Origin of the sequence: Streptomyces sp. NBC_00299, assembly GCF_036173045.1 — a bacterium.
Lineage (GTDB): Bacteria > Actinomycetota > Actinomycetes > Streptomycetales > Streptomycetaceae > Streptomyces > Streptomyces machairae.
On record NZ_CP108039.1, the window covers coordinates 2118116 to 2144021 of the forward strand.

Below are 25906 nucleotides of genomic sequence, written 5' to 3' on the forward strand. Positions count from 1 at the left end.
TGGTGCTGCGCCGACACGGCACCACCCCTGCGCTTGGCCCGTTCGAGGCCACGAACGCCGCTCGGGACGGCGTTGCTCAAGTCTCAATCAGGCCAGAGCGGTCCACCAGGGTTGCAAGGGGTTGCAACTTGTTGGCGACTGTGTGCGGAGTGTGTGCCTCCGCCGGTGTGGGGCGGCACTATGAGACACACAGTCAAGGCGTGCACGAGTCGAACCGGGAGGGATCCTTGGCGCTCTCGCCGACGGACGTGACACAGCTGGCCGTCGTGGACTCCGGCCGGGCCGCGCGGGTACTCAGCGAGGTCCGCGCCGCCACGCTGGCCGGACAGCGCGCTCCCGTCGCGCCGCGCCCGGTGATCGAGCAGTCCTGGGAGCGCATGCTGCGCAGCGGTGTCGACCCGGACCACGACGCCAGGTCCGGTCTGCTGTCCCGCGAGGAGGTGCAGCGGCGCCGGGAGACCACCGCGCTCAAGCATGTCCTGCCGGTGCTGCGCGAGGGCCTGCTGGCGGTCGCGGACATCGCCCACCACATCATGGTCGTCGCCGACGACGAGGGCCGGGTGCTGTGGCGGGAGGGCAACTCCTCCGTGCTGCGCAAGGCCGACAGCCTCGGGTTCGAACTCGGCGCCGACTGGCGGGAGAGTGTCGTCGGCACGAACGGGGTGGGCACACCCGCGGTGGTGCGCCGGCCCGTACAGGTCTTCGCCTCCGAGCACTTCCAGCGCTCCCAGACCTCCTGGACCTGCACCGGCGCCCCCCTCACGGATCCGCGGGACGGCCGGCTGATCGGCGTGGTGGACGTCAGCGGGCCGCTGGAGACCATGCATCCGGCCACGCTCGCGTGGGTCGACTCGGTGGCCAAGCTCGCCGAGGCCCGGCTGCGGGAGCTGCATCTGACCTCGCTGGAGCGGTTGCGCGCGGTGGCGGCGCCGGTGCTGGCGCGGCTGCCCGGGCGGGCCCTGGTGGTGGACCGGGACGGCTGGACCGCCGCGGTGAGCGGGATGCCGTACGCGAACCGGATCGCGCTGCCCAAGTCCCTGGCGCCGGGCCGACGGTGGCTGCCGCCGCTCGGCCTGTGCTCGGTGGAGCCGCTGGCGGGCGGCTGGCTGCTGCGGGACTCCGACGAGCCGGTGCCGCCCGGGGCGACGCGGATCGCGCTGGACCTGACACAGCCGCGCCGCTGGTCGGTGACGGTGTCCGGCAGCGCGGGCTCCTGGAGCCATGAACTGAGTCCCCGGCACGCCGAGTTGCTCTATCTGCTGGCCGTGCACCGGGCCGGCCGCAGCGCGGCGGGGCTGGCGGAGGACGTGTTCGGCGACCCGGGCCGCACGGTGACGGTGCGTGCCGAGATGTCGCGGGTACGGCGCTATCTCGGGGGCTTTCTGGAGCACCGGCCGTACCGCTTCCGCGAGGACGCGGAGGTCGAGGTGCTGCTGCCGGACGAGCCGCGCGATCTGCTGCCGTATTCGACGGCTCCGGCGGTGGTGCGGGGGCGGATCTCGGCCGATCTGCCCTGACTGGCGTGTGTCTTCCGCATATTTACCGGGTCTTAGTCCGCAAGCGTGCCCAACTGCCGTAGCATCCCTGTACGGGCCGCCCCACCTGCTCCTTTGGTCAACGCACAGACCAATGGCCGCAGTTGGCCCGCCTCGGGAGGTTTGATGAAGCACCGCGGCAGACACCGTCGACGCAAGCAGGGCCGTGCCGTGCGCGCGTTCCTCGCCGGTACCGCCCTCGCCCTCACCGCAGCCGCCACGATGATCAGCGCCTCGCAGGCCACGGTCGGTGACAACCCCGGGGCGCTGGAGCCTCTCACCAGGGCCGCCGACACCCGCGCGCTCCGCCTCCAGGAGCAGCCGGTGTCGCAGGCCACCCTCGACGAACTCGCCGCCGGGATGGGCAAGCCCGTCGGTGTCCGTGCCGTTCTGGAAACCGCCGACCGCAGCCTGCGCCGCGCGGACGGCTGTACGGCCACCCAGCGCTCCGCGCTGCCGGTGGCGCCGACGGCCACGCGCACGTACTGCTGGGACGCCGCCGACACCCGGGCCTGGCGGGCGGGGGCGGTCACCACCTCCGGGGACGCCGACGACGACGGCTGGTGGAACGACAACAGGGTGCTGCTCTCCGGCTGGAGCCAGGGCAGCGCCGACCGGGGTCTCGCCCGGGTCTCCTTCGTCGACGCGAACGACCTGGCCCGCCTGAGGTACGCGTCGGCCCTCCTCGTCGTCCCGGTGGACGGTGGCCGCGACTACCGTGCCCTGAGCTCCCGTCTCTCCGGGATGGTCTGGTACCAGGACAAGCTGCTGGTCACCGCCTCCGACGGGCTGTACGTGTACGACATGAACCGCGTCCAGCGCACCACGGTCGACAGCGCCGCGGTGGGCCGCGTGGACGAGGGCTGGTCGGCCCACGGCTACCGCTTCGTCCTGCCGGCCGTCGGCTCCTACCGTCTGACCGGCGGGAGCGCCGCCCCGCGCCTCGGCGGCATCTCCCTGGACCGCAGTACGGCACCCGACAGCCTGGTCGCGAGCGAGTGGACCGCCGCCGACAGCGACCGGCCTGCCCGCCTGTGGCGCTACGACTTCAGCAAGGACCCGGCCCGCCCCGGCCTGCCGGCCGTCGACGCCACCGGAGCCGTGCGCACGGTCGAGGCGTACGAGACGGAGGCCTCCGGCATCGCGGGGGTCCTCTCGCACCGGGCGACCGGCGCGGAGCACTCCGCCTGGTATCTGGGCCGCGTCCCGGCCCCCACGGACCGCCACGGCAGCCTCTGGCGCCAGGACACCGAGGGGGCGGAGGCAACGCGCTGCGGCTCGGAGAGCGCCCCCCGCTGCTGGGGCGCCGAGGCCGGTCCCCTGTCCTACTGGGAGGCAACCGGCGAGGTCTGGTCCCAGTCGGGCCGGACGCTGTTCGCGATGCCGCTGGAGTCGATCGACGAGGCACTGGGGTAGTCGCCCGGCACCGATCGCCCGGGTGGACGCCGATCGACAGACCGTCCACCCGGATGATTCCCTGGCCGTCATGACCAACATCCCCGTGACCACCTGGTCCCTGGAGCAGAACTCCCCCGCCGACCTCCTCCCGGCCGCCGCCCCGGACGGAGATGTGCGGATCGTGCGGGCCGAGGTGCCCTCTCCGGAGTTCAGCCGGTTTCTGTACGCGTCCGTGGGCGGGGACATCCGGTGGATCGACCGGCTCGGCTGGACGTACGCGCAGTGGCAGGCGCATCTGGAGCGTCCGGGTGTCGAGACATGGGTCGCCTACGACCGTGGGACGCCGGCGGGGTACGTGGAGCTGGAGGCACAGGACGACGGGGTCGTGGAGATCGTCTACTTCGGCCTGATTCCGGCCTTCCGCGGGCGGCGCATCGGCGGGCATCTGCTGGCGTACGGCGCGGCCCGCGCCTGGGACCTGGCGGAACGCCGGCCGGAGCTGGACCGGACGAAGCGGGTGTGGCTGCACACCTGCAGCAAGGACGGGGAGCACGCCATGGACAACTACCTGCGCCGCGGCTTCACGCTCTTCGACACGAAGGTCGAGGAGGAGACCGAGGCGGCCACGCCCGGACCGTGGCCCGGGGCGTACCCTGGCTGAGCTGGGCAGAAACGGCCCGATACGGGCCATGTGACCGACGACACCCTTGTCTCACTCTACGGGACAAGGGTGTCCGCATGTCGGACGAAGCTGGACTGTGTCCAGATCGCCATGCCACGCTTCCGTCATGTCTGGAACTGGAATTGCCTTGGTGAGTCGGCGGCACGTCGACCTCGGCCGCATGTCCAGCGCCATCTGTCCGGTGCGCTGACAACCTCGCAGCACCCGACATCTCCCTCTTTCAGCTTCATTCCCGCGCAACGACGCGCACGTATGCCCATGCGCCCGTACGCGCAGGTCAGAGCCGCATTCCCGCCTGTCCCGAAGGACGTAACCACCATGGCCGCCACCCCGCAGAAGCCTGCCGCCGCGACTCCCCGCCGCAAGGTGAGCCGTCACCGCGGTGAGGGCCAGTGGGCCGCGGGACACTTCACCCCGCTCAACGGCAACGAACAGTTCAAGAAGGACGACGACGGTCTCAATGTGCGGACACGCATTGAGACGATCTACTCGAAGCGCGGCTTCGACTCGATCGACCCCAACGACCTGCGCGGACGTATGCGCTGGTGGGGCCTCTACACCCAGCGCAAGCCCGGGATCGACGGCGGCAAGACCGCGATCCTGGAGCCGGAGGAGCTGGACGACAAGTACTTCATGCTGCGCGTCCGGATCGACGGCGGCCGTCTCACCACGCAGCAGCTGCGGGTGATCGGCGAGATCTCGCAGGAGTTCGCGCGCGGCAGCGCGGACATCACCGACCGGCAGAACATCCAGCTGCACTGGATCCGCATCGAGGACGTTCCGGAGATCTGGGACCGGCTGGAGGCCGTCGGTCTGTCCACCACCGAGGCCTGCGGCGACTGCCCGCGCGTCGTCATCGGATCGCCGGTCGCCGGTATCGCCGAGGACGAGATCATCGACGGCAGCTGGGCGATCGACGAGATCCACGACCGCTACATCGGCAGCAAGGAATTCTCCAACCTGCCCCGCAAGTTCAAGACGGCGATCTCCGGGTCCCCGCTCCTCGACGTCGTCCACGAGATCAACGACGTGGCGTTCGTCGGTGTCGAGCACCCCGAGCACGGACCCGGCTTCGACCTGTGGGTCGGCGGCGGCCTGTCCACCAACCCGAAGATCGGCGTCCGGCTCGGCGCCTGGGTGCCGCTGGAGGAGGTGCCGGAGGCCTGGGCGGGCGTGATCGGCATCTTCCGGGACTACGGCTACCGGCGCCTGCGTACGCGCGCCCGTCTGAAGTTCCTCGTCGCCGACTGGGGCCCGGAGAAGTTCCGCCAGATCCTGGAGGACGAGTACCTCGAGCGCAAGCTCGTCGACGGCCCCGCGCCGGCCGAGCCGACGGAGCGCTGGCGTGACCACGTCGGGGTGCACCGGCAGAAGGACGGCCGTTTCTACGTCGGTTTCGCGCCGCGCGTCGGCCGCGTCGACGGTGCCACGCTGACGAAGATCGCCGAGGTGGCGGAGGCGCACGGCTCCGGCCGGGTACGGACCACCGTCGAGCAGAAGATGATCGTCCTCGACGTCGAGGAGGCGCAGGTCGAGCCCCTGGTCGAGGCCCTGGAGGCACTGGACCTCACGGCCCGGCCGTCCTCCTTCCGGCGCGGCACCATGGCCTGCACCGGCATCGAGTACTGCAAGCTCGCCATCGTCGAGACCAAGGCGCGCGGCGCCGCGCTGATCGACGAGCTGGAGCGCCGGATCCCGGACTTCGACGAGCCGATCACCATCAATCTCAACGGCTGCCCGAACGCCTGCGCCCGTATCCAGGTCGCGGACATCGGTCTCAAGGGGCAGCTGGTCCTGAACGACGAGGGCGAGCAGGTCGAGGGCTACCAGGTGCACCTGGGCGGCGCGCTCGGTCTGCAGGCCGGGTTCGGGCGCAAGGTGCGTGGCCTGAAGGTCACGTCCGACGAACTGCCCGACTACGTCGAGCGTGTCCTCAAGCGCTTCCAGGACGAGCGCGAGGACGGCGAGCGCTTCGCCACCTGGGTCACCCGCGCGTCCGAGGAGGCCCTCTCATGAGCAAGCGGGCCGCCCCCTTCTACTGCCCCTACTGCGGCGACGAGGACCTCCGTCCGAGCGAGCAGGGCCACGGCGCATGGGAATGCGCGGCGTGCAACCGCGCATTCCAGTTGAAGTTCCTCGGGCTGCTCGCCCGGGGCCTTCAGCACAACGACGCAGGGGGAGAAGAGATATGACCGCGATTCAGGAAGAGCGCACGACAGAGGATCTCAAGGCGCTCGCCGAGCAGGCGGGCCGTGATCTGGAGGACGCCTCCGCGCTGGAGATCCTCCAGTGGGCGGTGGACACCTTCGGCAAGCGCTTCTGCGTGACCTCGTCGATGGAGGACGCGGTGGTCGCCCACCTCGCCTCCCGCGCGATGCCCGGCGTCGACGTCGTGTTCCTGGACACCGGCTACCACTTCGAGGAGACCATCGGCACCCGCGACGCGGTCGAGGCCGTGATGGACGTCAACGTCATCACGCTCACCCCGCGGCAGACGGTCGCCGAGCAGGACGCCCAGTACGGGCCCAGGCTGCACGACCGCGACCCCGACCTGTGCTGCAAGATGCGCAAGGTCGAGCCGCTGGAGCGGGGCCTGAACGGCTATGTGGCCTGGGCGACCGGGCTGCGCCGCGACGAGTCGCCGACCCGGGCGAACACCCCGGTCGTGGGCTGGGACGAGAAGCGCCGGAAGGTGAAGATCTCCCCGATCGCCCGCTGGACCCAGGACGACGTGGACGCGTATGTCGCCGAACACGGTGTCCTGACCAACCCGCTGCTGATGGACGGCTACGCCTCTGTCGGATGCGCCCCCTGCACCCGCCGGGTCCTTGAGGGCGAGGACGCGCGCGCCGGCCGCTGGGCGGGCCGCGCCAAGACCGAGTGCGGGCTGCACGGCTGACCCATGACTGAGCTTTCTACGTTTCCTGCGAGTGGGGAGAACCACGTGACGAGCGGAGCCACCGTCTGGCTCACGGGTCTGCCGAGCGCCGGCAAGACCACCATCGCCTACGAACTGGCCGGCCGGCTCCGCACGGAGGGCCACCGCGTCGAGGTGCTCGACGGCGACGAGATCCGCGAGTTCATCTCTGCGGGCCTCGGCTTCAGCCGCGAGGACCGGCACACCAACGTGCAGCGCATCGGCTTCCTGGCCGAACTGCTCGCCCGTAACGGCGTGAAGGCGCTCGTCCCCGTGATCGCGCCCTACGCCGACAGCCGCGAGGCCGTGCGCAAGCGTCACCAGGAGGGTGGGACGGCGTACCTCGAGGTGCACGTGGCCACGCCGGTCGACGTGTGCTCCGTACGCGATGTGAAGGGCCTGTACGCCAAGCAGGCCGCGGGCGAGCTGACGGGCCTGACCGGGGTCGACGACCCGTACGAGGCACCCGAGTCGCCCGATCTGCGCATCGAGTCCCAGAACCAGACCGTCCAGGAATCCGCGGGCGCGGTCCACGCGCTGCTCACCGAGAGGGGACTGGCATGACGACGACCGTTGCCACGGTCAAGGGAGGCGAGGACGGTACGGACTCCCCGTACGCCCTCTCCCACCTGGACGCGCTGGAGTCCGAGGCCGTCCACATCTTCCGTGAGGTGGCGGGTGAGTTCGAGCGGCCGGTGATCCTGTTCTCCGGTGGCAAGGACTCCATCGTCATGCTGCATCTGGCGCTGAAGGCGTTCGCTCCCGCGGCGATCCCGTTCACGCTGCTGCACGTCGACACCGGGCACAACTTCCCCGAGGTCATCGAGTACCGCGACCGCACGGTCGAGAAGCACAACCTGCGGCTGCACGTCGCGTCGGTGCAGGACTACATCGACCGGGGAGTCCTCAAGGAGCGCCCGGACGGCACCCGCAACCCGCTGCAGACGGTGCCGTTGACGGAGAAGATCCAGAGCGAGCGGTTCGACGCGGTCTTCGGCGGCGGGCGCCGGGACGAGGAGAAGGCGCGGGCCAAGGAACGCGTCTTCTCGCTGCGGGACGAGTTCTCGCAGTGGGACCCGCGCCGGCAGCGGCCCGAGCTGTGGAACCTCTACAACGGCCGTCACGCGCCCGGCGAGCACGTGCGCGTGTTCCCGCTCTCCAACTGGACCGAGCTGGACGTGTGGCAGTACATCGCCCGCGAAGGCATCGAGCTGCCGGACATCTACTTCGCGCACGAGCGTGACGTGTTCGCCCGCAACGGCATGTGGCTGACCGCCGGCGAATGGGGCGGGCCGAAGGACGGCGAGACCGTCGAGAAGCGGCTCATCCGCTACCGCACCGTCGGCGACATGTCCTGCACGGGCGCCGTGGATTCGGACGCGGTGACCCTGGAGCAGGTCATCACCGAGATCGCCGCGTCCCGGCTCACCGAGCGCGGCGCCACCCGCGCCGACGACAAGATGTCCGAGGCCGCGATGGAAGACCGTAAGCGCGAGGGGTACTTCTAAGCATGAGCACGATCACGACCGAGGAGCTCTCGGCCACCACTCTGCTGCGGTTCGCGACGGCCGGTTCCGTCGACGACGGCAAGTCGACTCTCGTGGGCCGGCTGCTGCACGACTCCAAGTCGGTGCTGACCGACCAGCTGGAGGCCGTGGAGCACGCCTCCCGCAACCGCGGCCAGGACGCCCCCGACCTCGCACTGCTCACCGACGGCCTGCGCGCCGAGCGGGAACAGGGCATCACCATCGACGTGGCCTACCGCTACTTCGCCACCCCCCGGCGCCGGTTCATCCTCGCCGACACCCCCGGCCACGTGCAGTACACCCGCAACATGGTCACGGGTGCGTCGACGGCGGAGCTGACGGTGATCCTCGTCGATGCCCGTAACGGCGTCGTTGAGCAGACCCGCCGGCACGCGGCGATCGCGGCGCTGCTGCGGGTGCCGCACGTCGTGCTCGCGGTGAACAAGATGGACCTGGTCGACTACCAGGAGTCGGTGTTCGCCGCGATCGCCGAGGAGTTCACGGCGTACGCGCTGGAGCTGGGTGTTCCGGAGATCACCGCGATCCCGATCTCGGCGCTGGCCGGTGACAACGTGGTGGACCCGTCCGCGAACATGGACTGGTACGGCGGCCCGACCTTCCTGGAGCACCTGGAGACGGTGCCGGTCAGCCACGACCTGAGCCACTGCCACGCGCGGCTGCCCGTGCAGTACGTGATCCGTCCGCAGAGCGCCGAGCACCCCGACTACCGCGGCTACGCCGGGCAGATCGCCGCCGGTTCGTTCCGGGTCGGGGAGTCGGTGACGGTGCTGCCGTCGGGCCGTACCTCGAAGATCTCCGGGATCGACCTGCTGGGCGAGCCGGTCGACATCGCCTGGACCACCCAGTCGGTGACCCTCCTGCTGGAGGACGACATCGACATCTCACGCGGTGACCTGATCGTCCCGGCCAAGGACGCGCCCGCGACCACCCAGGACATCGAGGCCACCGTCTGCCACGTCGCCGACGCTGCGCTGACCGTCGGCCACCGGGTGCTCCTCAAGCACGGCACCCGCACGGTCAAGGCGATCGTGAAGGACATCCCGTCCCGGCTCACGCTCGACGACCTGTCCCTGCACCCGCACCCCGGACAACTCGTCGCCAACGACATCGGCCGCGTGAAGATCCGTACCGCCGAGCCGCTGCCGGTCGACTCCTACGCCGACTCCCGCCGCACCGGCTCGTTCATCCTGATCGACCCCAACGACGGCACGACGCTGACCGCGGGCATGGTCGGCGAGTCGTTCGCCTCGCCGGAGCCGGTCAAGGACGAGGCCGACGACGACGGGTGGGACTTCTGACATGAGGCCCCTCGACTACTTCTCCACGTTCGCGAAGGAGGGCGGCCGCGTCGGCAGCGGCGCCCTCGGGAGCGGGCAGGGCGGAGTGTCGCGATGTGTGCGCTGACCTGCGTGCACCGTATGCGCGCCGCTCCGGACGAACCTGCCGACCCCCCGGCCACGACCTGATACGGGCGTGAGCGCCGGGCCACCGAGAGGAACACCTCCCGTGCCTGCCACCACCGCCCTGCGACGGACCCTCGCCGTCCTGGCCGCGCTGCCGTTGCTGGCCCTCGCGGCCTGCGGCTACGGCTCGCAGGCCAAGGAGAACACCGAGCAGGCCATCGCGGGGGCGCCCAAGGTCGACGGCCTGGACTCGGTGAAGATCGGCTACTTCGGGAACCTCACCCATGCCACCGCGCTGGTCGGCCGGCACCAGGACATGTTCCAGAAGGAGCTCGGCGGTACGACGGCGGAGTACGCCACGTTCAACGCCGGGCCCTCGGAGATCGAGGCGCTGAACTCCGGCTCCATCGACATCGGCTGGATCGGCCCGTCGCCCGCGATCAACGGCTACATCAAGTCGGGCGGGAAGAACCTGCGGGTCATCTCCGGCTCGGCATCGGGCGGGGTGAAGCTCGTGGTCAACCCGGAGAAGGTCAAGTCCCTGAAGGACGTGAAGGGCAAGAAGATCGCGACGCCGCAGCTGGGCAACACGCAGGATGTCGCGTTCCTCAACTGGATCTCCGAGCAGGGCTGGAAGGTCGACGCGGAGAGCGGCCAGGGTGACGTCTCCGTCGTCCGCACCGACAACAAGATCACGCCGGATGCCTACAAGTCCGGCTCGATCGACGGCGCGTGGGTGCCGGAGCCGACCGCGTCCAAGCTGGTCGCCGAGGGCGGCAAGGTGCTCCTGGACGAGGCCGACCTGTGGCCCGACAAGAAGTTCGTGATCACGAACGTGATCGTGTCGCAGAGCTTCCTGAAGGAACACCCCAAGGCCGTAGAGGCTGTGCTGCGTGCCTCGGTGAAGACGAACAAGTGGATCGACGCGAACCCGGAGCGGGCGAAGGCCGCGGCGAACGCGCAGCTCAAGGCCGACACCGGCAAGCCGCTGCCCGCCAACGTGCTCGACCCGGCATGGCAGTCCATCCAGGTCACCGACGACCCGCTCGCCGCGACCCTGAACACCGAGGCCGAGCACGCGGTCAAGGCCGGCCTGCTGCAGAAGCCGGACCTGACCGGCATCTACGACCTGGCCCCACTGAACAAGGTCCTCAAGGCCGAGGGCGAGCCCGAAGTCGACGACGCCGACCTCGGCAGCAAGTAACCACCGCACCCGATGAGTTCACAGGAGGTGACGACCATGGCAACCGCCCTCGCCAAGGCCGCCGACACGGTGACGTCCGTGGAGCACGCCGCGCGTATCGAGCATGTCTCGAAGTCCTTCGCCGGCCCCGCCGGGCAGCAGCTCGTCCTCGACGACATCACCCTCGATGTCGCCCCCGGCGAGTTCGTCACCCTCCTCGGCGCCTCCGGCTGCGGCAAGTCGACACTGCTCAACCTCGTCGCCGGACTCGACAAGCCCAGCGCCGGCGGCATCACCACCGACGGCCGTCCGGCACTGATGTTCCAGGAACACGCCCTGTTCCCGTGGCTGACCGCCGGCAAGAACATCGAGCTCGCCCTCAAGCTCAGGGGGGTCGCCAAGGCGGAGCGCCGCGAGCGCGCCGAGGAACTGCTCGAACTCGTCCGCCTCAAGGGCGCGTACGGCAAGCGGGTGCACGAGCTGTCCGGCGGCATGCGCCAGCGCGTCGCCCTGGCCCGCGCGCTCGCCCAGGACAGCAACCTGCTGCTGATGGACGAGCCGTTCGCCGCACTCGACGCCATCACCCGTGACGTCCTGCACGACGAACTCACCCGCATCTGGCGCGAGACGGGCGTGTCCGTCCTGTTCGTCACACACAACGTGCGCGAGGCGGTCCGCCTGGCCCAGCGCGTGGTGCTGCTGTCCTCACGCCCCGGCCGGGTCGCCCGGGAGTGGACGGTGGACATCCCGCACCCGCGCCGCATCGAGGACACCGCGGTCGCCGAGCTGTCCGTCGAGATCACCGAAGAACTGCGTGGGGAGATCCGCCGTCATGGCCAGCACTGAGACGACCGTCAAGGACGGCAACGATCTCGCCGGACTCGAAGCCGGCCTGGACGCCCTGGAAACCGTCCACACCGGCCGCACACCCTTCCGGAAGACCCTGACGCAGAAGATCCTGCCGCCCATCGCCGCCATCGCCCTGGTGCTGGTGGTCTGGCAACTGCTGATCTCCACCGGCGTCGCGGACGACCCGACCAAGCTGCCCTCACCGTCCGACGTGTGGGGCGAGCTGCGTGAGGCGTGGCTTGAGGGCACCCTCCACGAGTACATCTGGACGTCCGTCTCACGCGGCCTGCTCGGCTTCCTGCTCGCCCTCGCGATCGGCACCCCGCTGGGGCTGCTGGTGGCGCGGGTGCGGTTCGTGCGGGCGGCGATCGGGCCGATCCTGTCCGGTCTGCAGTCCCTGCCCTCGGTCGCGTGGGTGCCGCCGGCGGTGATCTGGCTGGGCCTGAACGACAAGATGATGTTCGCGGTGATCCTGCTCGGCGCGGTCCCCTCCATCGCCAACGGCCTCGTCTCCGGCGTCGACCAGGTGCCGCCGCTGTTCCTGCGAGCGGGCCGCACGATGGGCGCGACCGGGCTCAAGGGCACCTGGCACATCGTGATGCCGGCCGCGCTGCCCGGCTACCTGGCCGGACTGAAGCAGGGCTGGGCCTTCTCCTGGCGCTCACTCATGGCCGCCGAGATCATCGCCTCCTCCCCCGACCTCGGAGTGGGCCTGGGCCAGCTGCTGGAGAACGGCCGCAACACCAGCTCCATGTCCACGGTCTTCTTCGCCATCCTCCTCATCCTCATCGTCGGCATCGCCATCGACCTCCTCATCTTCAGCCCACTGGAGCGGTCGGTCCTGCGCAGCCGCGGTCTGCTGCCAAGGAGCTGACGCCTGTGTTCACGAAGCCGGTTCTTCTCGTCATCGCCCACGGCAGCCGCGACCCGCGGCATGCCGCGACGGTGCATGCCCTGGTACGGCGGGTGCGCTCGCTGCGCCCGGACGTACGGGTGGAGACCGGCTTCCTGGACTTCAACATCCCGTCCGTGCAGGGGGTGCTGGAGTCGCTGGCGGCGGAGGGCGTCCGGGATGTCGTGGCCCTGCCCCTGCTGCTGACGCGCGCGTTCCACGCGAAGGCCGACATCCCCGCGGTGCTGCGGGACGCGCCGCCCCAGCTGCGCATCCGCCAGGCGGAGGTGCTGGGGCCTTCGCCACTGCTCATGGCGGCGCTGGAACGGCGTCTGTACGAGGCGGGTCTGACGCCCGCCGACAAGTCCTCGACCGGGGTCGTGCTGGCCTCGGCGGGGTCCACCGACCCGGAGGCGATCGCAGTGATCGCAGAAATCGCGCGGGAGTGGCGGCACACCGGTTGGTGCGCCGTGCGGCCTGCGTTCGCCTCCGCATCTCTTCCCCGCACCGAGGACGCGGTACGCGAGCTGCGGAAACTCGGCTGCGAGCGGGTGGCCGTGGCGCCGTACGTCCTGGCCCCCGGCTTCCTCCCCGACCGCATCGCGCGGGGCGCGGCCGACGCGGACGTCCTGGCGGACGTGCTCGGCGCGGCGCCCGAGGTGGCGCGGGTGCTGCTGGAGCGGTACGACGCGGCGCGGGTGCCGGTGCTCACGGCCGTGGGCGCCTGATCCGGCCCTCAGCCGAAGAGTCCGGCCTCGTCCTCGCCCGATACCTGCACCGCCGCCTCCTCGGCAAGCCGCGCCAGCTCCCCCACCGGCATCGCCCCCGGCGCCCGTCGCTCGCGCGCGAAGGTGTTGGCAAGGCGTTGGAGGAGGTCGTTCAGCGGGGTCGGTACGCCGTGCAGGCGGCCCAGCAGGGCGATCTCGCCGTTGAGGTAGTCGGCCTCGATGGTGCCGGTACCCCGGGTCAGGGACTGCCAGGACGAGCCGCCGCCGCGCGGGGCGCCGTCGAGGGGGACGAGGGTGACCTTGTCGCCCCGTACGGCGCGCTGCTCCTCGGCGCTCGCGTACGGGATCCCCGCGCCGTCGAGCACGGCCGCGCCCTCGGCCCGCACCCGCAGGAACAGCGCCGCGGCCTCCTCGCTGTCGACGGGGCCGGTGACCGCCTCCAGGGCGTTGCCGAGGTTGGACAGCAGCTTGGCGTACTGCCAGCGGGCCACGTCCGCGACGACCGGTGCCTCGAAGTGCGACTTCTCCAGATCGGCGGCGATGCGGCGGGCGGTCTCGTCGGTGCCGTTCGGGTGGCGGCCGAGGTGGAGGATGCCGGTGAGGGGGCTGCCGGCCGCTGAGACGACGCCGGGTTCGACGTATGTCGAGGGCAGCCAGACGCAGACGCCGTACACCCGCCGGAACACCCGCAGGGCGAGGCGCTGGCTCTCGACGCCGTTCTGCGCGCAGATCAGGGGCAGCCGCTCGGCGGCCGTCTTGCCGCCCGCGACCGGTACGGGTCCCCACGTCTGCAGCGCGGCCGCGCTGTCCTGCGTCTTCACGGCGAGGACGAGGACGTCGTCGGGGCGGAGTTCCCCGAGCCCGGACGGTCCGTCGACGACCGGCAGCCGATGGGTCAGCTCGCCCTCGGGCACCCTGAGGCGCAGGCCACCTTCCCGTAGGGCCTCGAAGTGGGCGCCCCGGGCGACCAGCACGACCTCGTGGCCCGCGCCCGCGAGCCGTCCGCCCATGACGCCGCCGACGGCTCCTGCCCCGATGATGACGTAGCGCACGGTTACGCCCCCTCGGGGCTGAACGGCGTCCCTTGGTGGAAGTACATCTGCCAGCCGTTGTCGGTTCGGCGCCACAGTGAACTGCGGTGAGCCCGGCGGCCGTTCTTCTCCGTGTCGAAGGTGAGGTGGACGAGGTCGGGGGCCAGCTGGACGCCGTCCATCTTGGAGACGACGGCAGGTCGGGGTCCGGGGTCCTCCCCCGCGATCAGGGCCTCGATGATCGACGTCCGGTCCCAGTCCCGCCCCGACGCGCCGTACTCCCGGAACTGGGGGTGCAGCAGCTCGGCGAGCAGTTCGGGGGAGGACCGTACCTCCGGCTGGAGAAGGCGCAGTTCGCGCTCGATGGCGGCTTCCACAGCGGTGGTCCGGACGTCAGTCACTGGTCATCTCCACAAGTTTTACGACCGTGTTCCAGTTGCGGCTGGTAGCGATCAAACCCTTGCTGAGCCGCGGCCGCGACAGAATTTCGGCGAGCTTGGAGCGGCCCAGGCCGTTCGGGGCGTACAGGTACACCGCGCGGTCGCCGATGCGGAACTCCTCCGGGAGGTAGGCGGCCCGGTCGATCTCCGCGAATCGCTCGGCGTCGACCGGGGCGGAGCAGTAGGTGACGTGGAGCTGCTTGCCTTCCAACTCGGCTGCGGGGAAAGGGCAGTCGTCGGCGATCGCCCGGAGGTAGGCGTGGTCGCGCACGATCACGTCCACGGGGAAGCCGAAGTGCTTCTCGATCGCCGACGCGAGTTCCGCGGCCAGGGACTCCTCGTCGCCGTGGTCGGTGGCGAAGACCGCCTGACCGCTCTGGAGGTAGGTCCGTACGCCGTCGTAACCGAGGCCGGTCATCAGGGTGCGCAGGTCGGCCATCGGGACTTTTCTGCTGCCGCCCACGTTGATTCCGCGCAGCAGCGCCGCATACGTCGTCATCCGGCCACCTTAGGACGACCGGGTGTGCCGAGGCCGCCTTCGTGCCCCGTGGGGGTGGGCACGACGGCGGCCCGGACCCGTAAGTTACTTACCGGTCAGCATCAAGCACAAGCTTTTCGGCCCTGATCGTCATCCCCGACACCGCCGGATGGATGTAAGGGACGCCCATCCTCCCCAGTGGGGAGGACCCACGGGCCAAGGGGATGAGTTCTGGCCTCTGCCTATCACCGAGCAGCACGACGAGATGGCTTTATCCGGCCCATACCTTCGAAACGAAAGGAGGCGGCAGGGGGCCGCCACCGCAATCAAGGGGGCAAGCCCGTCATGGGGAACGGAGACACACGTGTGCGGGGCCTCGCCGCCCGCGCCGGCGGCTGGAGCGCCCGCCATCGATGGGCTGCCGTCGGCATCTGGGTGCTGTTCGTCGTGCTGGCGATGGGCCTCGGTTCGGCGGCCGGCCGGGTCGACGTCAAGGACAGCGACCAGCTGAAGGGCGAGACGCACACCGCCGCAAAGATCATCGAGGACGCCGGGATCGAGGAGCCGGCCAGTGAGACCGTCCTGATCCAGGCGAAGGACGGGTCGCTCCAGGCGACCGACAGCGAGTTCCGGACCGCCGTCACCGCGGTCGTCAAGGCGGTCGAGGGCACCGGCGAGGTCACGGACGTGACCTCACCGTACGACACGCAGACGATCTCGAAGGACGGGCGCAGCGCGCTGGTGCAGTTCGACATCCGCGGCGACTCGGACACCGCGGGTGAGCGTGTGGAGCCGGTGCTGAAGGCGGTCGAGGACGTCCAGAAGGACCATGAGTCGCTGCGGATCGAGGAGATCGGCGGCGCCAGCATGATGAAGACGTTCGACGACGCGTTCGGGGACGACTTCCAGAAGGCCGAGTACTCCGCGGTGCCGGTGGCCCTCGGCATTCTGCTCATCGCCTTCGGCGCGCTGGTGGCGGCCCTGCTGCCGGTGCTGCTGGCGGTCACCGCGATCATGGCGACGATGGGCCTGATGGGCATCGTCAGCCATGTGATGCCGATGAGCGACACCGCGAACTCGGTGATGCTGCTGGTCGGTCTGGCCGTCGGCGTCGACTACTGCCTGTTCTATCTGCGCCGTGAGCGCGAGGAGCGCGAGGCCGGCCGGGACGCGCAGACGGCCCTGAGGGTCGCCGCCGCCACCAGCGGCCGTGCGATCATCGTCTCGGGCGTCACGGTGTGCGTGGCGATGGCGGGCATGCTGTTCACCGGCCTCGCCGAGTTCGAGGCGATGGGCCTGGCCTCGCTGATGGTCGTCGCGGTCGCCATGGTCGGTTCGGTGACGGTGCTTCCGGCGCTGCTGTCGCTGCTGGGTGAGCGGGTCGAGAAGGGCAAGATCCCCTTCCTGCACCCGCAGAGCAAGCTCCGCCGCAACCGTGGACAGGGCAACCGCGAGAGCCGGTTCTGGACGGCCGTACTCAAGGGCGTTCTTGCCCGGCCGGTGATCTCGGTCGTCGTCGCGGCCGGCGCGCTGCTCGCCATCGCGGCGCCGGCGGTCGGCATGAAGACGCAGAACCTCACGCTGGACCAGGAGTTCGGCGACTCGCTGCCGATCGTGCAGACGTACAACCGGGTCAACGAGGCCTTCCCGGGCGGTTCCGAGCCGGCCGAGGTGGTCGTCAAGGCGGACGACATCAACGCTCCCGAGGTGAAGTCCGCACTGGCCGACTTCCGTGAGCGGGCGATCAGTTCGGGTGCCTCGCGCGGCCCGGTGGAGATCAAGCTGCACGACGATCAGAACGTCGCCTTCGTGTACGTCCCGCTGGTCGGCGGCTCCGACCTCGACAAGGCGGGCGCGAGCCTGGACAAGCTGCGCGACGACGTGCGGCCTGCCACGCTCGGCAAGGTCGACGGCGTCGAGGCGCCGATCACCGGGCAGGTCGCCGGTTCGAAGGACTTCAACGACCAGTTGGCCGGAGCGGTCATCCCGGTCTTCGCGTTCGTCGTGGTCTTCGCCTTCGGGCTGATGCTGCTGTCCTTCCGCTCGCTGACGATCGCGATCACCTCGATCGTGCTGAACCTGCTGTCGGTGGGCGCGGCGTACGGCATCCTCGTCGCCGTCTTCCAGCACGGCTGGGGCGCGTCGCTGGTGGGTGCGGAGGGCGTCGGCGCCATCATCACCTGGCTGCCGCTGTTCCTCTTCGTGATCCTGTTCGGCCTGTCGATGGACTACCACGTGTTCGTGGTCTCGCGGATCCGCGAGGCGCGGCTGCGCGGCCGTACGACGAAGGACGCGATCCAGCACGGCGTGGTCACCACGGCCGGTGTCGTCACCAGCGCCGCGGTCATCATGGTCGCCGTGTTCGCGATCTTCGGCACGCTGTCGATGCAGTCCATGAAGCAGATGGGCGTCGGCCTCGCGGCGGCGGTCCTCATCGACGCGACGATCATCCGGGGCGTCCTGCTCCCGGCGGTCATGGCACTTCTCGGCGAGCGCAACTGGTACTTCCCGAAGTGGCTGAACCGCCTGCCGGACCTCACGCACGACGAAGCGCCGGAGGCCGTGACGCGAAGTGCGGCTCGGGACGACGAGGGCGAGCGGGTGCCTGTCTGATCCGCCTGACGTACGAGTGGGGCCCGTCGACTCCGGGGGAGTCGACGGGCCCCCTTTTCGGACGCCACGCCTTCGTCCGGCACGCTGCGCCGAGTCCTACAACTCGGCCTCGTCGCCGTCCTCCTCGTACAGGTCCTCAAGAGCCCCTACGCACTTGTCGGCGACCAGCCCCGCGAACCGCGCACACGTCCACGACTCCACGCTGTGCACCCCGTCGGTGGGCGGGAACTCCTCGGGCGCGTAGAAGTGCGGCAGGCCGCTGCGGAACTCCCCGGCGTCCAGGGGCGGGTGCGCGTCGGTGTGGGCGCACTGCTCGGGGCGGGGCGCGGCGGCGACCGTACGCAGGGTCGCGAGGATGCCCTGGGCGACGGCGTAGGGAGGGCCGGGTAGGAGATCGTCATGGTCTGGTGGGCGGTGAGCAGGAGCACGGCCCGCTCACGGACAGGACGACCCCGGTCGAGGGCCCGGCCCTCGTCTTCGGACTGCCCGAGCCGGTCGTAGCGCCGCGCCGCCCACAGCCCCAACTCATCGGCGTACTGCTCGTTCGAGCCGACGTTCTGGAGCCGCTCGGCGATCTTCTGGATGTCCAGGCGGCCGTCCGCGCGGAGGTACTCGGCGTCGAGGTGGGAGGTGTCGCGGGGGCCGAAGAGTCTGTCGCGGCCTGCGCGGAGTTCGGTCAGCGTCTCCCCGGCCACCTCCGCCATGAAGGCGGGGCACACCATCTGCTCCAGTGGGGCGCCGTCGCCGTAGTGGTCGCGGTTCCGTTCGTACACGCGGCGTCCGGCGGGACTGCTGAGGACGATCCCGAGTTCGGCGGCGGTCGTGCTGTGGCTGCTGAGCGTCGGGTGCTCGGCGTGGTCGCAGGTCGCTTCGGCGAAGTCCGGCAGGACCTTCTCCACGCCTCTGATGAGGTTGTAGAGCACAGACCTGTCCTGGATCATGCCGGATACGGCATGCCAGCTCACGGCCCTGACGACGTGGAGGCGTCCGGGACGCTCCTCGGGCTCGGCGTAGTAGAGGTACCCGCCCTGCGAGGCGATCTCGTCGGCGACGTCCGTGCCCGGCTCGGGGTACAGCTCCAGCAACGCCTCCAGGACCTTGATGTCTTCGCGGTCCTGGAGGGACAACCGGGGCGGGACATCGGCGACTTCGCCCGGGTGCAGGATGTCGAGGGCGATCCGCGCGAACCCGGCGACATTGCGCGGGCAGCGCCACGCCTCGCGCGGGTGGTCCTCGTCGTACCACTCGGCGTTCTCGTCGGCGATCCGGAGCAGCAGGTCGGGGAGTTCGGCGTCGGCGTGATGACCGTCGTGGGACGTGTACGGGTGGGTGTCGTGGTCGCAGGGCCGGACCCGCTGCGCGGCGTCCGCGGCCCGCAGCGCCGCCTCGGCCTCCGCCCGGGAGTCGACGCCCGACCGGTTCGCACAGGGAGCCATCATCGTCAGCCCCAGAACCCACACGTACGCGTCCCCGGCCCCGGGAGCGGCGGCGAGCCGGGCGGCGCAGTCGAGGACCGCCCGGTCGTGTTCGCCGTCGGGAGCCCAGAAGTCGTACTCGTCCTGGATCTCTTCCCAGGACGACACCAGGGCGTCGAGGGGTATGTCATCGATTTCCGTCACGATCCTGCCGACGCCGAACGCGCCCGATAAGTTCCACCGGCCGCGTTCGCCTCTCAGCAGGACGGCGGCACCTACGGGTTCGCCCGTGCGTCGCGCGCGGCGATCAGCTCGGCCTCGATCAGGTCCGCAGCCTGCTTGGTGCCGCCCTCCCCCGCCATCTGCGCCTGGACGTCCTTCAGACGCCGGGCGACCTCAGGGTCGTCGACGAGGGACAGGGCGGTCTCGCGCAGGGCCTCGGCCGTGGCGTCCTCCGTCGCGACGTGCCGGGCGACGCCCAGCGCCTGGAGCATGTCCGCGTTGCCGAACTGGTCCACGGCCTGCGGTACGGCGATCATCGGGGTGGCGGTGGCCAGGCCCTCCTGGCTGCCGCCCGCGCCGGCGTGGGTGACGAACAGGTCGGCCTGCTTGAGGATCGCCAACTGCGGGACCCAGGAACGCACTTCGACGTTCGGCGGGACGTCGCCGAGGTCGGCCGGGTCGACGTGCCTGCCGACCTGGAGCACCAGGTGCCAGCCCGGCAGGTCGCCGAAGGCGCGCACGCACTCCCGGTAGAAGGCGGGCTGCTTGGTGAAGGACGACCCGAGGGAGACGAGTACGACCTTCTCGGCGCCGTCGGGCCGCTGCCAGTCGCCCTCGGCCGCCCGGTCGCCCTGGCAGGCGCCGACGAAGGTGTACGTCGTCTCGTCGACGCGGTCGGCGTTGGGCTGCAAGGCCCGCGGGATGAGGACGAGCGAGCGGTCGGGGCGGCCGGCGAACGGATCCGGGTGCTGGGTGATGCCGTTCTCCTCCAGCCATGTGTGGAAGCGGCGGTAGTAGGCCTGCCCGCGTTCGGTCTGCTTCGGCTCCGCCCACATCGGCTCGGCGACCTCCTCCTCGTAGCCTTCCCAGGCGACGAGGTTCGGCGAGAGCGAGATCGCGGGCACGCTCCATCGGTGGGCGAGGACGCGTGCCGGGTACGAGGTGATGTCGTGCAGGACGAGGTCCGGCTCGTCTCCCTGATATGCCTCGATCAGCTGCGGAAGGGCCTGGATCGCGTCGGCGAGGAACGGCTCGACATTGTCCAGCAGGGTGCTCCCCCACGCCTCCGGATCGGCGTCCGGCCCGGGCAGCGTGGAGTTCCAGAGCTTGGGCTCGGCGCCCGTCCCGGCCACCTTCTCGGCGAAGGCCGGCGGAATCGCGTACGTGACCCGGTGCCCGCGTGCCACCAACTCGCGGATCACTTCGAGGCTGGGGTTCACGTGGCCGTGGGCGGCGATGGAGAACATGGCGATGTGAGCGGGACTGGTCATGGCACCGACGATATGCGAGACGATACGTCTCGTGCAACTCTGTTTCACGGGGCCAGCACCTCGTGCAGCCTCAACCACTCCCCCGGCGGCACCCCGCCGACGAGCACGGTCGCCTCGAGGCCCGCCCGGCGGAACGCCGCGTCGACCCGCCGCCTCGGGTGCGCCCGGCGCAGCGAGGCGTGCAGCGAGCCGCCGACCCCGGAGAAGCCCAGCTCCACCAGTCGCCGCCAGCTCTCGTGCGCCCCGGCGTCGAGCAGCGGCGTGCGGCGCCGCTCGATGCGGACGATCCCGGCGTCCACGCCGGGCACGGGACGGAAGCTGCGCCGCCCGACCCGCCCCAGCAGACGCCACTCGTACCGGGGCCAGGTCAGGACCGTCAGCAGGGTCCAGCTGCCGTAGTCACCCGTGCGTTTGCGGGCGTACTCGAGCTGGGTGAGGAGTGTGGCGTCGGTGAGGGCGGGCGCCCGCAGGCACCAGTCGACGATGGCGGCGGTGCGGGAGAAGGGCACGTTTCCGGCGACGGAGAACGGTGTGCGCGGGGGTCGCGCGGTGAGGAAGTCCTCGCCGACGACGCGGACTTGGGGGGTGTCCGAGAAGCGCGAGCGCAGTGCGGGGGCGAGCCGTGGGTCGATCTCGTACGCGAGGAGGCGCCGGCAGCGCGGGGCGAGCTGCTCGGTCAACGCACCCTTTCCTGCGCCGACTTCGAGCAGCAGGGGTGCTTCACGTCCGTGCGGTACGGCGAGCCGGGCGAGTTGTCCGGCGGCGGCGCGGTCGGCGAGGAAGTTCTGGGAGAGCGCGCGGGATACGCGGGTGGGGCGGGCCATGGCCTGCGGTCCTTGTCTTCCGTGGGGAGGGAAAAGGGCAGACGAAGGCCCTGACCGGAAGACAGGAGGAAGAGAGCGGGAGAGCAGTCAGCGGGACGCAGAAAACGCCGGTCCGCGACGGATCAGCGGGCGTGGCTCCCCGGGCCGGTCAGGGCTCCGGGGCCGCGGCGCATCCGTACGGAGTGCGCGTAGCCCCGGCCGAGACCGGTGTTGATGATCGCGTTGTTCGCTGCCACGGACACCACGCTAGGCGTGGCCGGGAGACGCGGACAACCGAATTTCGCCGGCATCATGTCGGCGTCGATACGACTTCACTCAGCGCTGGTAGCGCGCCAGCACCAGGTTCCCGTCCTCCTCCAGGCGGTCGCGCAGCTCGTCGACGCCGATCGCTCCGCTGTAGTACTCCTGGAAGGCGGGCGTGGCGACCTTGTCCTTCCACTCCGGGTAGCCGCGCACGGACTGCGCGGGTGCCGAGCGCAGGTGGGCGGCGAGGGCGGTGCCGGTGGCCCAGTCGTTCTCGGTGGTGTGCAGGGCGGGGTCCTTCAGCGCCGCGGTACCGGTCGGCAGCATCCAGTCGCCCAGCGCCAGCCGGACCATGTTCTCGGGCCTCAGCAAAAAGTCGATGAACGCGGCCGCCTCCCGCTTGTGCGGGCTGTCCTCGGCGACGGACAGGGTCTGCGGGCTGACGCCCTGGGTGAGGCCGTCGGCGCCCGCCGGGGCGGGCAGCACCTGCCAGTCGAAGCCCTTGGGCGCCTGCTGCTCGATCTGCTGACGGTAGGAGAAGCCGAGCGGGACCATCGCGTACCGGCCGCCGAAGAAGCCGGGCAGGGTGTCCGAGCCGCCGCTGCCCAGGGTGGTCGGCGAGGCGCTGTGATCGGTGTTGACCTGGTCGTGGACGGTGCGGGGCATCACCTCGTCGTCCGCTTCTAAGCGGACGGTCACCTTGCCGTCGGCGCCTCGGTGGAACAGCTGTCCGCCCGCCGAGAGGGACAGGTTGAGGCTGGCGGAGACCGGCTCCTTCAGCGGCCAGGCGACCCCGTACTTGCCGTCGCCGCTGAGCTGTGCGGTGATCCGCCGGAACTCCGGCCAGCTCCAGGGGCGTTGCGGCGTGGGGATCCGTACGCCGGACTCCTTCAGCCATTTCGCGTTGGCGATGAGGACGCGCGGCTCCTGGAGGAAGGGGACACCGTAGATCCCGTCCCCGAAGGTGGCCGTGTCCCAACTGCGTTGCGGGATGTCGGACTTGAGCCGCTGCGGCAGGAGGTCGGTCAGATCGGCGAGGTAGCCGCCGTACGCGAAGTCGGCGAGGTCGTCCGAGGCGTCGTGGATGATGTCCGGGGCCTCACCGCCCTCGAAGGAGGTGAGCAGCTGGTCGTGGACGCTGTCCCAACTGCCCTGGACGTACTCGACCTTGACGTCGGGGTGAGTGTCGTTCCACTCCTTCACCAGGTGCTTGTTGACCTCGACGGACTCCTCCTGCCAGGCCAGGGACTGGAAGCGCAGGGTGACACGTCCGTCGTCGGCGCCGTCGCGGTCGTCGCCGCCGCAGCCCGCGAGCAGCAGGGCCAGGACGGCGACAAGGGCCGGCAGCAGTCTCGTACGCATCAGTTCTTCACCGCCCCGGCGAGCATGCCGCCCGTGATCCGCCGCTGGATGAGCGCGAACACGACCAGCGAGGGCAGCGTCGCGAGGAACGCGGCGGCGGCCAGCGGGCCGAGGTCCGCGACTCCCTCCGCGCCGATGAAGTGCGTGAGGACGACCGGCAGGGTCTGCTTCTCCGGGGTCTTCAGCAGAACGAGCGCGAAGAAGAACTCGTTCCACGCCGTGACGAACGCGAACATCGCCGTCGCCACGATCCCGGGCGCCAGCAGCGGCGCGGTCACCGAGACCAGGGTCCGTAGGCGCCCGGCCCCGTCGACCGACGCCGCCTCCTCCAACTCGGGCGGCACCGCACGGACGTATCCGACGAGCATCCACAGCGCGAACGGCAGCGCCCACACCACGTACACCATGATCAGACCCGGCACCGAGTTGATCAGCCCCAGGTTCCTCAGCACCAGGAACAGCGGGATGATCACCAGCACGAGCGGGAACGCCTGGCTGACGATCACCCAGCCCGTCGCGGCTCGCGCGAGCAGCGTGCGCCTGCGGGCCATGACGTAGGCCATCGGGGTCGCGAGCAGTACGGCGATCAGGGCCGCGCCGAGTGCGGCGATCAGCGAGTTGAGGGCGGCGTCCAGGAGGGGCTGTTCGTCGAAGGCCTGGCGGAAGTTGGCGAGGGTGGGGTCCTTCGGGATCCAGGTGGGGTGCAGACTGCCCAGCTCGCGTGGGGGTTTGAAGGCGGTGGAGATCAGCCAGAGGAAGGGGAAGGCGAGGAAGAGGAGGTACGCGAGCAGGGCGACATACTGTCCGGCGCGGCCGGTTCGGCTGGTCCTCATGCCTCGTCACCTCCCCTGATCCGGCCGACGAGGATGACGGCGAGGACGATCGAGATCACCGCGACCATCACGCATCCCATCGCCGCCGCGTAGCCGAACTGTCCGTAGCGGAAGGCCTCTTCGTAGGCGAAGAGCATGGGCAGTCGGGTGCGGCCGCCGGGGCCGCCGCTGGTGAGCACGTAGACCAGGGCGAAGGAGTTGAAGTTCCAGATGAGGTTGAGCGCCGTGATGGACAGGGCGACGGGCCGCAGGGCCGGCCAGGTGACCGTGCGGAAGCGGCGCCAGGCCCCGGCGCCGTCCACGGCCGCGGCCTCGTGCAGTTCGCGCGGGGTGTTCTGGAGGCCGGCGAGCAGGGCGACCGTCGTGGTCGGCATCCCGGCCCAGATGCCCACGAGGATCACGGCGGGCAGGGCGGTGCCGAGCCCGCTGAGCCAGTCACGGCCGTCGCCGAGGCCCAGGTCGCGCAGGGTCTCGTTGAGGATGCCCGCGTCGGGGTTGTAGACCAGCCGCCACATCACGCCGACGACGACCTCGGGCATGGCCCACGGGATGATCGCCAGGGCGCGGGCCAGCCAGCGCAGCCGCAGGTCCTCGTTGAGGAGGAGCGCGAGGCCCAGCGCCAGCAGGAACTGCGGCACGGTCACGCCGACGGCCCAGACCAGGCCGATCCGGAACGACTCCCAGAACAGCGTGTCGTCCAGCAGGTCCCGGAAGTTGAGACCGCCGATCCACTGGGTGGGCTGGGTCCGTCCGGACTGGGCGTCGGTGAAGGACAGCAGGATGCCGTAGAGAAGCGGTCCGACGCTCAGGACGAGGATGGGGATCAGCGCGGGGAGTACGAGGAACCAGGCGCCGTGATCCGTGACGCGCCGCTGTCGCGGCTTGCCGCCCGGCGCGCGTCTCACCGGCCTGTCCGCCTCGGTCACCGATGTCACGGAAACAGCCTCACATCAGCCCCTTTGCGCTGCTCGGAACGGGCCCCGTCATGGTCGTGAAGGCGCTCTGCCCCGTCAAGACAGCGCGCACGCGGTCCGACCTGTGGAAATGCGAGACTGAGCCGTGGATGGCGGAAATCCGTCGCTGTTCATGGCGAGGCGGGACCACATGGAGGCGGACGATGGACGAGGCACGGGCGCGGGACGTACTGGGTGCGGCGGGGGTACTGCCCGGTCCGGCCCGGGACGCGCGACTGCTCGCCCTCGGTGAGAACGCGGTGTTCGCCGCCGGTGACCTGGTCGTCAAAGTGGGCCGGGACGCCGAACTCCTCGGCCGGGCGCGGCGCGAACTGGACATCGCCGTGTGGCTGGAAGAGGCGGGCGTGCCGGCGGTGCGGGCAGCCGAGCCCAAGGCGCTGCTGGTGGAGGGGCACCCGGTGACCGTGTGGCACCGCCTCCCCGACCCGGTACGGCCCGCCGAGCCAAGGGATTTGGCCGAACTGCTACGGGTCGTGCACGCCCTGCCCACGCCCTCCTTCGAGCTGTCGCCCCGCGAGCTGCTGGGCGGCGTGGAGCGGTGGCTGCGGCTGGCCGGCGACGCGATCGATCCGGCGGACGCGGCGTACTTGCGGGAGCGGCGGGACGGATTCGCGGCGGCTGCGGCCGGGCTGACGCCCCGTCTGGCCCCCGGGCCGATCCACGGGGACGCATTGCCGCGCAATGTCCATGTGGGCCCGGACGGGCCGGTCCTGGTCGACCTGGAGACCTTCTCCGCCGATCTGCGCGAGCACGACCTGGTGGTCATGGCGCTCTCGCGCGATCGGTACGGGTTGCCTGCGGCGGCCTACGACTCCTTCGTCGAGACCTACGGCTGGGATGTACGGGAGTGGGAGGGCTGCTCGGTGCTGCGCGGAGCCCGGGAGACGGCGAGTTGCGCATGGGTTTCCCAGCATGCGCCGAGCAACCCGAAGGCGCTGGCCGAGTTCGAGCGGCGGGTGGCGTCGTTGCGGGAGGGGGATGATGCTGTGCAGTGGTATCCGTTCTGAGCGCTCACACAAGCTGCCGCTCACAAACGCTGCGCAGGGCGCCCGCAGGCCAGGCCGCA

At 70.5% G+C, this 25906-nt stretch carries 24 protein-coding genes and 1 pseudogene; 16 read left to right on the forward strand and 9 right to left on the reverse strand.

Annotated elements, in window-relative coordinates; genetic code table 11:
* Positions 1–227: 227 nt before the first annotated feature.
* The 14 genes from OHT51_RS09200 (at position 228) to OHT51_RS09260 (ending at position 13134) form a co-directional block, all read left to right on the forward strand.
* Positions 228–1517, forward strand: coding sequence for a GAF domain-containing protein (locus OHT51_RS09200; RefSeq protein ID WP_328884281.1), 1290 nt, complete (start codon positions 228–230; stop codon positions 1515–1517).
* A gap of 144 nt (positions 1518–1661) precedes the next feature.
* Entirely contained in the window at positions 1662–2951 is a 1290-nt protein-coding gene (locus tag OHT51_RS09205; RefSeq protein ID WP_328878423.1) for a hypothetical protein, read from the forward strand.
* Positions 2952–3021: 70 nt separating this feature from the next.
* Complete coding sequence (locus tag OHT51_RS09210; RefSeq protein ID WP_328878424.1) at positions 3022–3594, forward strand: GNAT family N-acetyltransferase; 573 nt, start codon at positions 3022–3024, stop codon at positions 3592–3594.
* A gap of 127 nt (positions 3595–3721) precedes the next feature.
* A complete protein-coding gene (locus tag OHT51_RS43320; RefSeq protein ID WP_349817346.1) occupies positions 3722–3805 on the forward strand; it encodes a putative leader peptide in 84 nt (27 codons plus the stop codon).
* Positions 3806–3933: 128 nt separating this feature from the next.
* On the forward strand, positions 3934–5631 hold the full coding sequence (locus tag OHT51_RS09215; RefSeq protein ID WP_328878425.1) for a nitrite/sulfite reductase: 1698 nt from the start codon (positions 3934–3936) through the stop codon (positions 5629–5631).
* A complete protein-coding gene (locus tag OHT51_RS09220) occupies positions 5628–5807 on the forward strand; it encodes a hypothetical protein (protein ID WP_328878426.1) in 180 nt (59 codons plus the stop codon). Before OHT51_RS09215 ends, OHT51_RS09220 begins: the two co-directional genes overlap by 4 nt.
* Positions 5804–6514 carry a phosphoadenylyl-sulfate reductase gene (locus OHT51_RS09225; protein WP_328878427.1) on the forward strand — a complete coding sequence of 237 codons (711 nt, stop codon included), beginning with the start codon at positions 5804–5806 and terminating at the stop codon, positions 6512–6514. The genes OHT51_RS09220 and OHT51_RS09225 overlap by 4 nt, the downstream gene beginning before the upstream one ends.
* A gap of 3 nt (positions 6515–6517) precedes the next feature.
* Positions 6518–7096: an adenylyl-sulfate kinase gene (gene cysC / locus OHT51_RS09230; protein ID WP_328878428.1), complete on the forward strand. Its 579-nt coding sequence runs from the start codon at positions 6518–6520 to the stop codon at positions 7094–7096.
* Positions 7093–8040, forward strand: coding sequence for a sulfate adenylyltransferase subunit CysD (gene cysD / locus OHT51_RS09235; protein ID WP_328878429.1), 948 nt, complete (start codon positions 7093–7095; stop codon positions 8038–8040). Before cysC ends, cysD begins: the two co-directional genes overlap by 4 nt.
* Before the next feature lie 2 nt (positions 8041–8042).
* The gene (locus tag OHT51_RS09240) at positions 8043–9377 is read left to right on the forward strand and encodes a sulfate adenylyltransferase subunit 1 (RefSeq protein ID WP_328878430.1); all 1335 of its coding nucleotides are present in this window, start codon (positions 8043–8045) and stop codon (positions 9375–9377) included.
* Between the two features lie 208 nt (positions 9378–9585).
* Entirely contained in the window at positions 9586–10686 is a 1101-nt protein-coding gene (locus OHT51_RS09245; protein WP_328878431.1) for an aliphatic sulfonate ABC transporter substrate-binding protein, read from the forward strand.
* Between the two features lie 36 nt (positions 10687–10722).
* Positions 10723–11511 (forward strand): ABC transporter ATP-binding protein, encoded by a 789-nt coding sequence (locus tag OHT51_RS09250; RefSeq protein WP_328878432.1) that lies wholly within the window; start codon positions 10723–10725, stop codon positions 11509–11511.
* The gene (locus OHT51_RS09255; RefSeq protein ID WP_328878433.1) at positions 11498–12388 is read left to right on the forward strand and encodes an ABC transporter permease; all 891 of its coding nucleotides are present in this window, start codon (positions 11498–11500) and stop codon (positions 12386–12388) included. The genes OHT51_RS09250 and OHT51_RS09255 overlap by 14 nt, the downstream gene beginning before the upstream one ends.
* A gap of 5 nt (positions 12389–12393) precedes the next feature.
* A complete protein-coding gene (locus OHT51_RS09260; protein ID WP_328878434.1) occupies positions 12394–13134 on the forward strand; it encodes a sirohydrochlorin chelatase in 741 nt (246 codons plus the stop codon).
* An 8-nt stretch (positions 13135–13142) separates the two neighbouring features.
* On the opposite strand, the gene OHT51_RS09265 is transcribed toward OHT51_RS09260, so the two are convergent.
* Genes OHT51_RS09265 through OHT51_RS09275 form a run of 3 tightly spaced genes read right to left on the reverse strand, consistent with a single transcriptional unit; the run spans position 13143 to position 15104 of the window.
* Positions 13143–14186, reverse strand: coding sequence for a ketopantoate reductase family protein (locus OHT51_RS09265; RefSeq protein ID WP_328878435.1), 1044 nt, complete (start codon positions 14184–14186; stop codon positions 13143–13145).
* 2 nt (positions 14187–14188) lie between these two features.
* A complete protein-coding gene (locus OHT51_RS09270) occupies positions 14189–14566 on the reverse strand; it encodes a nuclear transport factor 2 family protein (RefSeq protein ID WP_328878436.1) in 378 nt (125 codons plus the stop codon).
* Entirely contained in the window at positions 14559–15104 is a 546-nt protein-coding gene (locus OHT51_RS09275) for a DUF1697 domain-containing protein (protein ID WP_328878437.1), read from the reverse strand. The genes OHT51_RS09270 and OHT51_RS09275 overlap by 8 nt, the downstream gene beginning before the upstream one ends.
* Positions 15105–15428: 324 nt before the next feature.
* Here OHT51_RS09275 and OHT51_RS09280 point away from each other — a divergent pair, with 324 nt between their 5' ends.
* Positions 15429–17696, forward strand: a complete 2268-nt coding sequence (locus OHT51_RS09280; RefSeq protein ID WP_328878438.1) for an MMPL family transporter — start codon at positions 15429–15431, stop codon at positions 17694–17696.
* A 146-nt stretch (positions 17697–17842) separates the two neighbouring features.
* Here OHT51_RS09280 and OHT51_RS09285 read toward each other — a convergent pair whose 3' ends face one another.
* From OHT51_RS09285 to OHT51_RS09310, 6 genes and pseudogenes are all read right to left on the reverse strand, one after another.
* The gene (locus tag OHT51_RS09285) at positions 17843–19315 is read right to left on the reverse strand and encodes a hypothetical protein (protein WP_328878439.1); all 1473 of its coding nucleotides are present in this window, start codon (positions 19313–19315) and stop codon (positions 17843–17845) included.
* Between the two features lie 71 nt (positions 19316–19386).
* Positions 19387–20641: pseudogene (gene mgt / locus OHT51_RS09290) on the reverse strand (macrolide-inactivating glycosyltransferase).
* Positions 20642–20648: 7 nt separating this feature from the next.
* Entirely contained in the window at positions 20649–21428 is a 780-nt protein-coding gene (erm, locus tag OHT51_RS09295) for an ErmE/ErmH/ErmO/ErmR family 23S rRNA (adenine(2058)-N(6))-methyltransferase (protein WP_328878440.1), read from the reverse strand.
* A 315-nt stretch (positions 21429–21743) separates the two neighbouring features.
* Positions 21744–23033, reverse strand: a complete 1290-nt coding sequence (locus OHT51_RS09300) for an ABC transporter substrate-binding protein (protein WP_328878441.1) — start codon at positions 23031–23033, stop codon at positions 21744–21746.
* A complete protein-coding gene (locus OHT51_RS09305) occupies positions 23033–23866 on the reverse strand; it encodes a carbohydrate ABC transporter permease (RefSeq protein ID WP_328878442.1) in 834 nt (277 codons plus the stop codon). Before OHT51_RS09305 ends, OHT51_RS09300 begins: the two co-directional genes overlap by 1 nt.
* Positions 23863–24801, reverse strand: coding sequence for a carbohydrate ABC transporter permease (locus OHT51_RS09310; RefSeq protein ID WP_328878443.1), 939 nt, complete (start codon positions 24799–24801; stop codon positions 23863–23865). Before OHT51_RS09310 ends, OHT51_RS09305 begins: the two co-directional genes overlap by 4 nt.
* A gap of 182 nt (positions 24802–24983) precedes the next feature.
* Between OHT51_RS09310 and OHT51_RS09315 the strand changes: the two genes are divergently transcribed.
* Complete coding sequence (locus tag OHT51_RS09315; protein ID WP_328878444.1) at positions 24984–25847, forward strand: phosphotransferase enzyme family protein; 864 nt, start codon at positions 24984–24986, stop codon at positions 25845–25847.
* Positions 25848–25906 lie beyond the last annotated feature (59 nt).

Coding starts and splice junctions, on each gene's coding strand:
- OHT51_RS09315 (WP_328878444.1), top strand. CDS start 24,984: ATGGACGAGGCACGGGCGCGGGACGTACTGGGTGCGGCGGGGGTACTG.
- cysC (WP_328878428.1), top strand. CDS start 6,518: ATGACTGAGCTTTCTACGTTTCCTGCGAGTGGGGAGAACCACGTGACG.
- OHT51_RS09280 (WP_328878438.1), top strand. CDS start 15,429: ATGGGGAACGGAGACACACGTGTGCGGGGCCTCGCCGCCCGCGCCGGC.
- OHT51_RS09210 (WP_328878424.1), top strand. CDS start 3,022: ATGACCAACATCCCCGTGACCACCTGGTCCCTGGAGCAGAACTCCCCC.
- OHT51_RS09220 (WP_328878426.1), top strand. CDS start 5,628: ATGAGCAAGCGGGCCGCCCCCTTCTACTGCCCCTACTGCGGCGACGAG.
- OHT51_RS09300 (WP_328878441.1), bottom strand. CDS start 23,033: ATGCGTACGAGACTGCTGCCGGCCCTTGTCGCCGTCCTGGCCCTGCTG.
- erm (WP_328878440.1), bottom strand. CDS start 21,428: ATGGCCCGCCCCACCCGCGTATCCCGCGCGCTCTCCCAGAACTTCCTC.
- OHT51_RS43320 (WP_349817346.1), top strand. CDS start 3,722: ATGTCTGGAACTGGAATTGCCTTGGTGAGTCGGCGGCACGTCGACCTC.
- OHT51_RS09215 (WP_328878425.1), top strand. CDS start 3,934: ATGGCCGCCACCCCGCAGAAGCCTGCCGCCGCGACTCCCCGCCGCAAG.
- OHT51_RS09240 (WP_328878430.1), top strand. CDS start 8,043: ATGAGCACGATCACGACCGAGGAGCTCTCGGCCACCACTCTGCTGCGG.
- OHT51_RS09255 (WP_328878433.1), top strand. CDS start 11,498: ATGGCCAGCACTGAGACGACCGTCAAGGACGGCAACGATCTCGCCGGA.
- OHT51_RS09275 (WP_328878437.1), bottom strand. CDS start 15,104: ATGACGACGTATGCGGCGCTGCTGCGCGGAATCAACGTGGGCGGCAGC.
- OHT51_RS09225 (WP_328878427.1), top strand. CDS start 5,804: ATGACCGCGATTCAGGAAGAGCGCACGACAGAGGATCTCAAGGCGCTC.
- cysD (WP_328878429.1), top strand. CDS start 7,093: ATGACGACGACCGTTGCCACGGTCAAGGGAGGCGAGGACGGTACGGAC.
- OHT51_RS09250 (WP_328878432.1), top strand. CDS start 10,723: ATGGCAACCGCCCTCGCCAAGGCCGCCGACACGGTGACGTCCGTGGAG.
- OHT51_RS09205 (WP_328878423.1), top strand. CDS start 1,662: ATGAAGCACCGCGGCAGACACCGTCGACGCAAGCAGGGCCGTGCCGTG.
- OHT51_RS09305 (WP_328878442.1), bottom strand. CDS start 23,866: ATGAGGACCAGCCGAACCGGCCGCGCCGGACAGTATGTCGCCCTGCTC.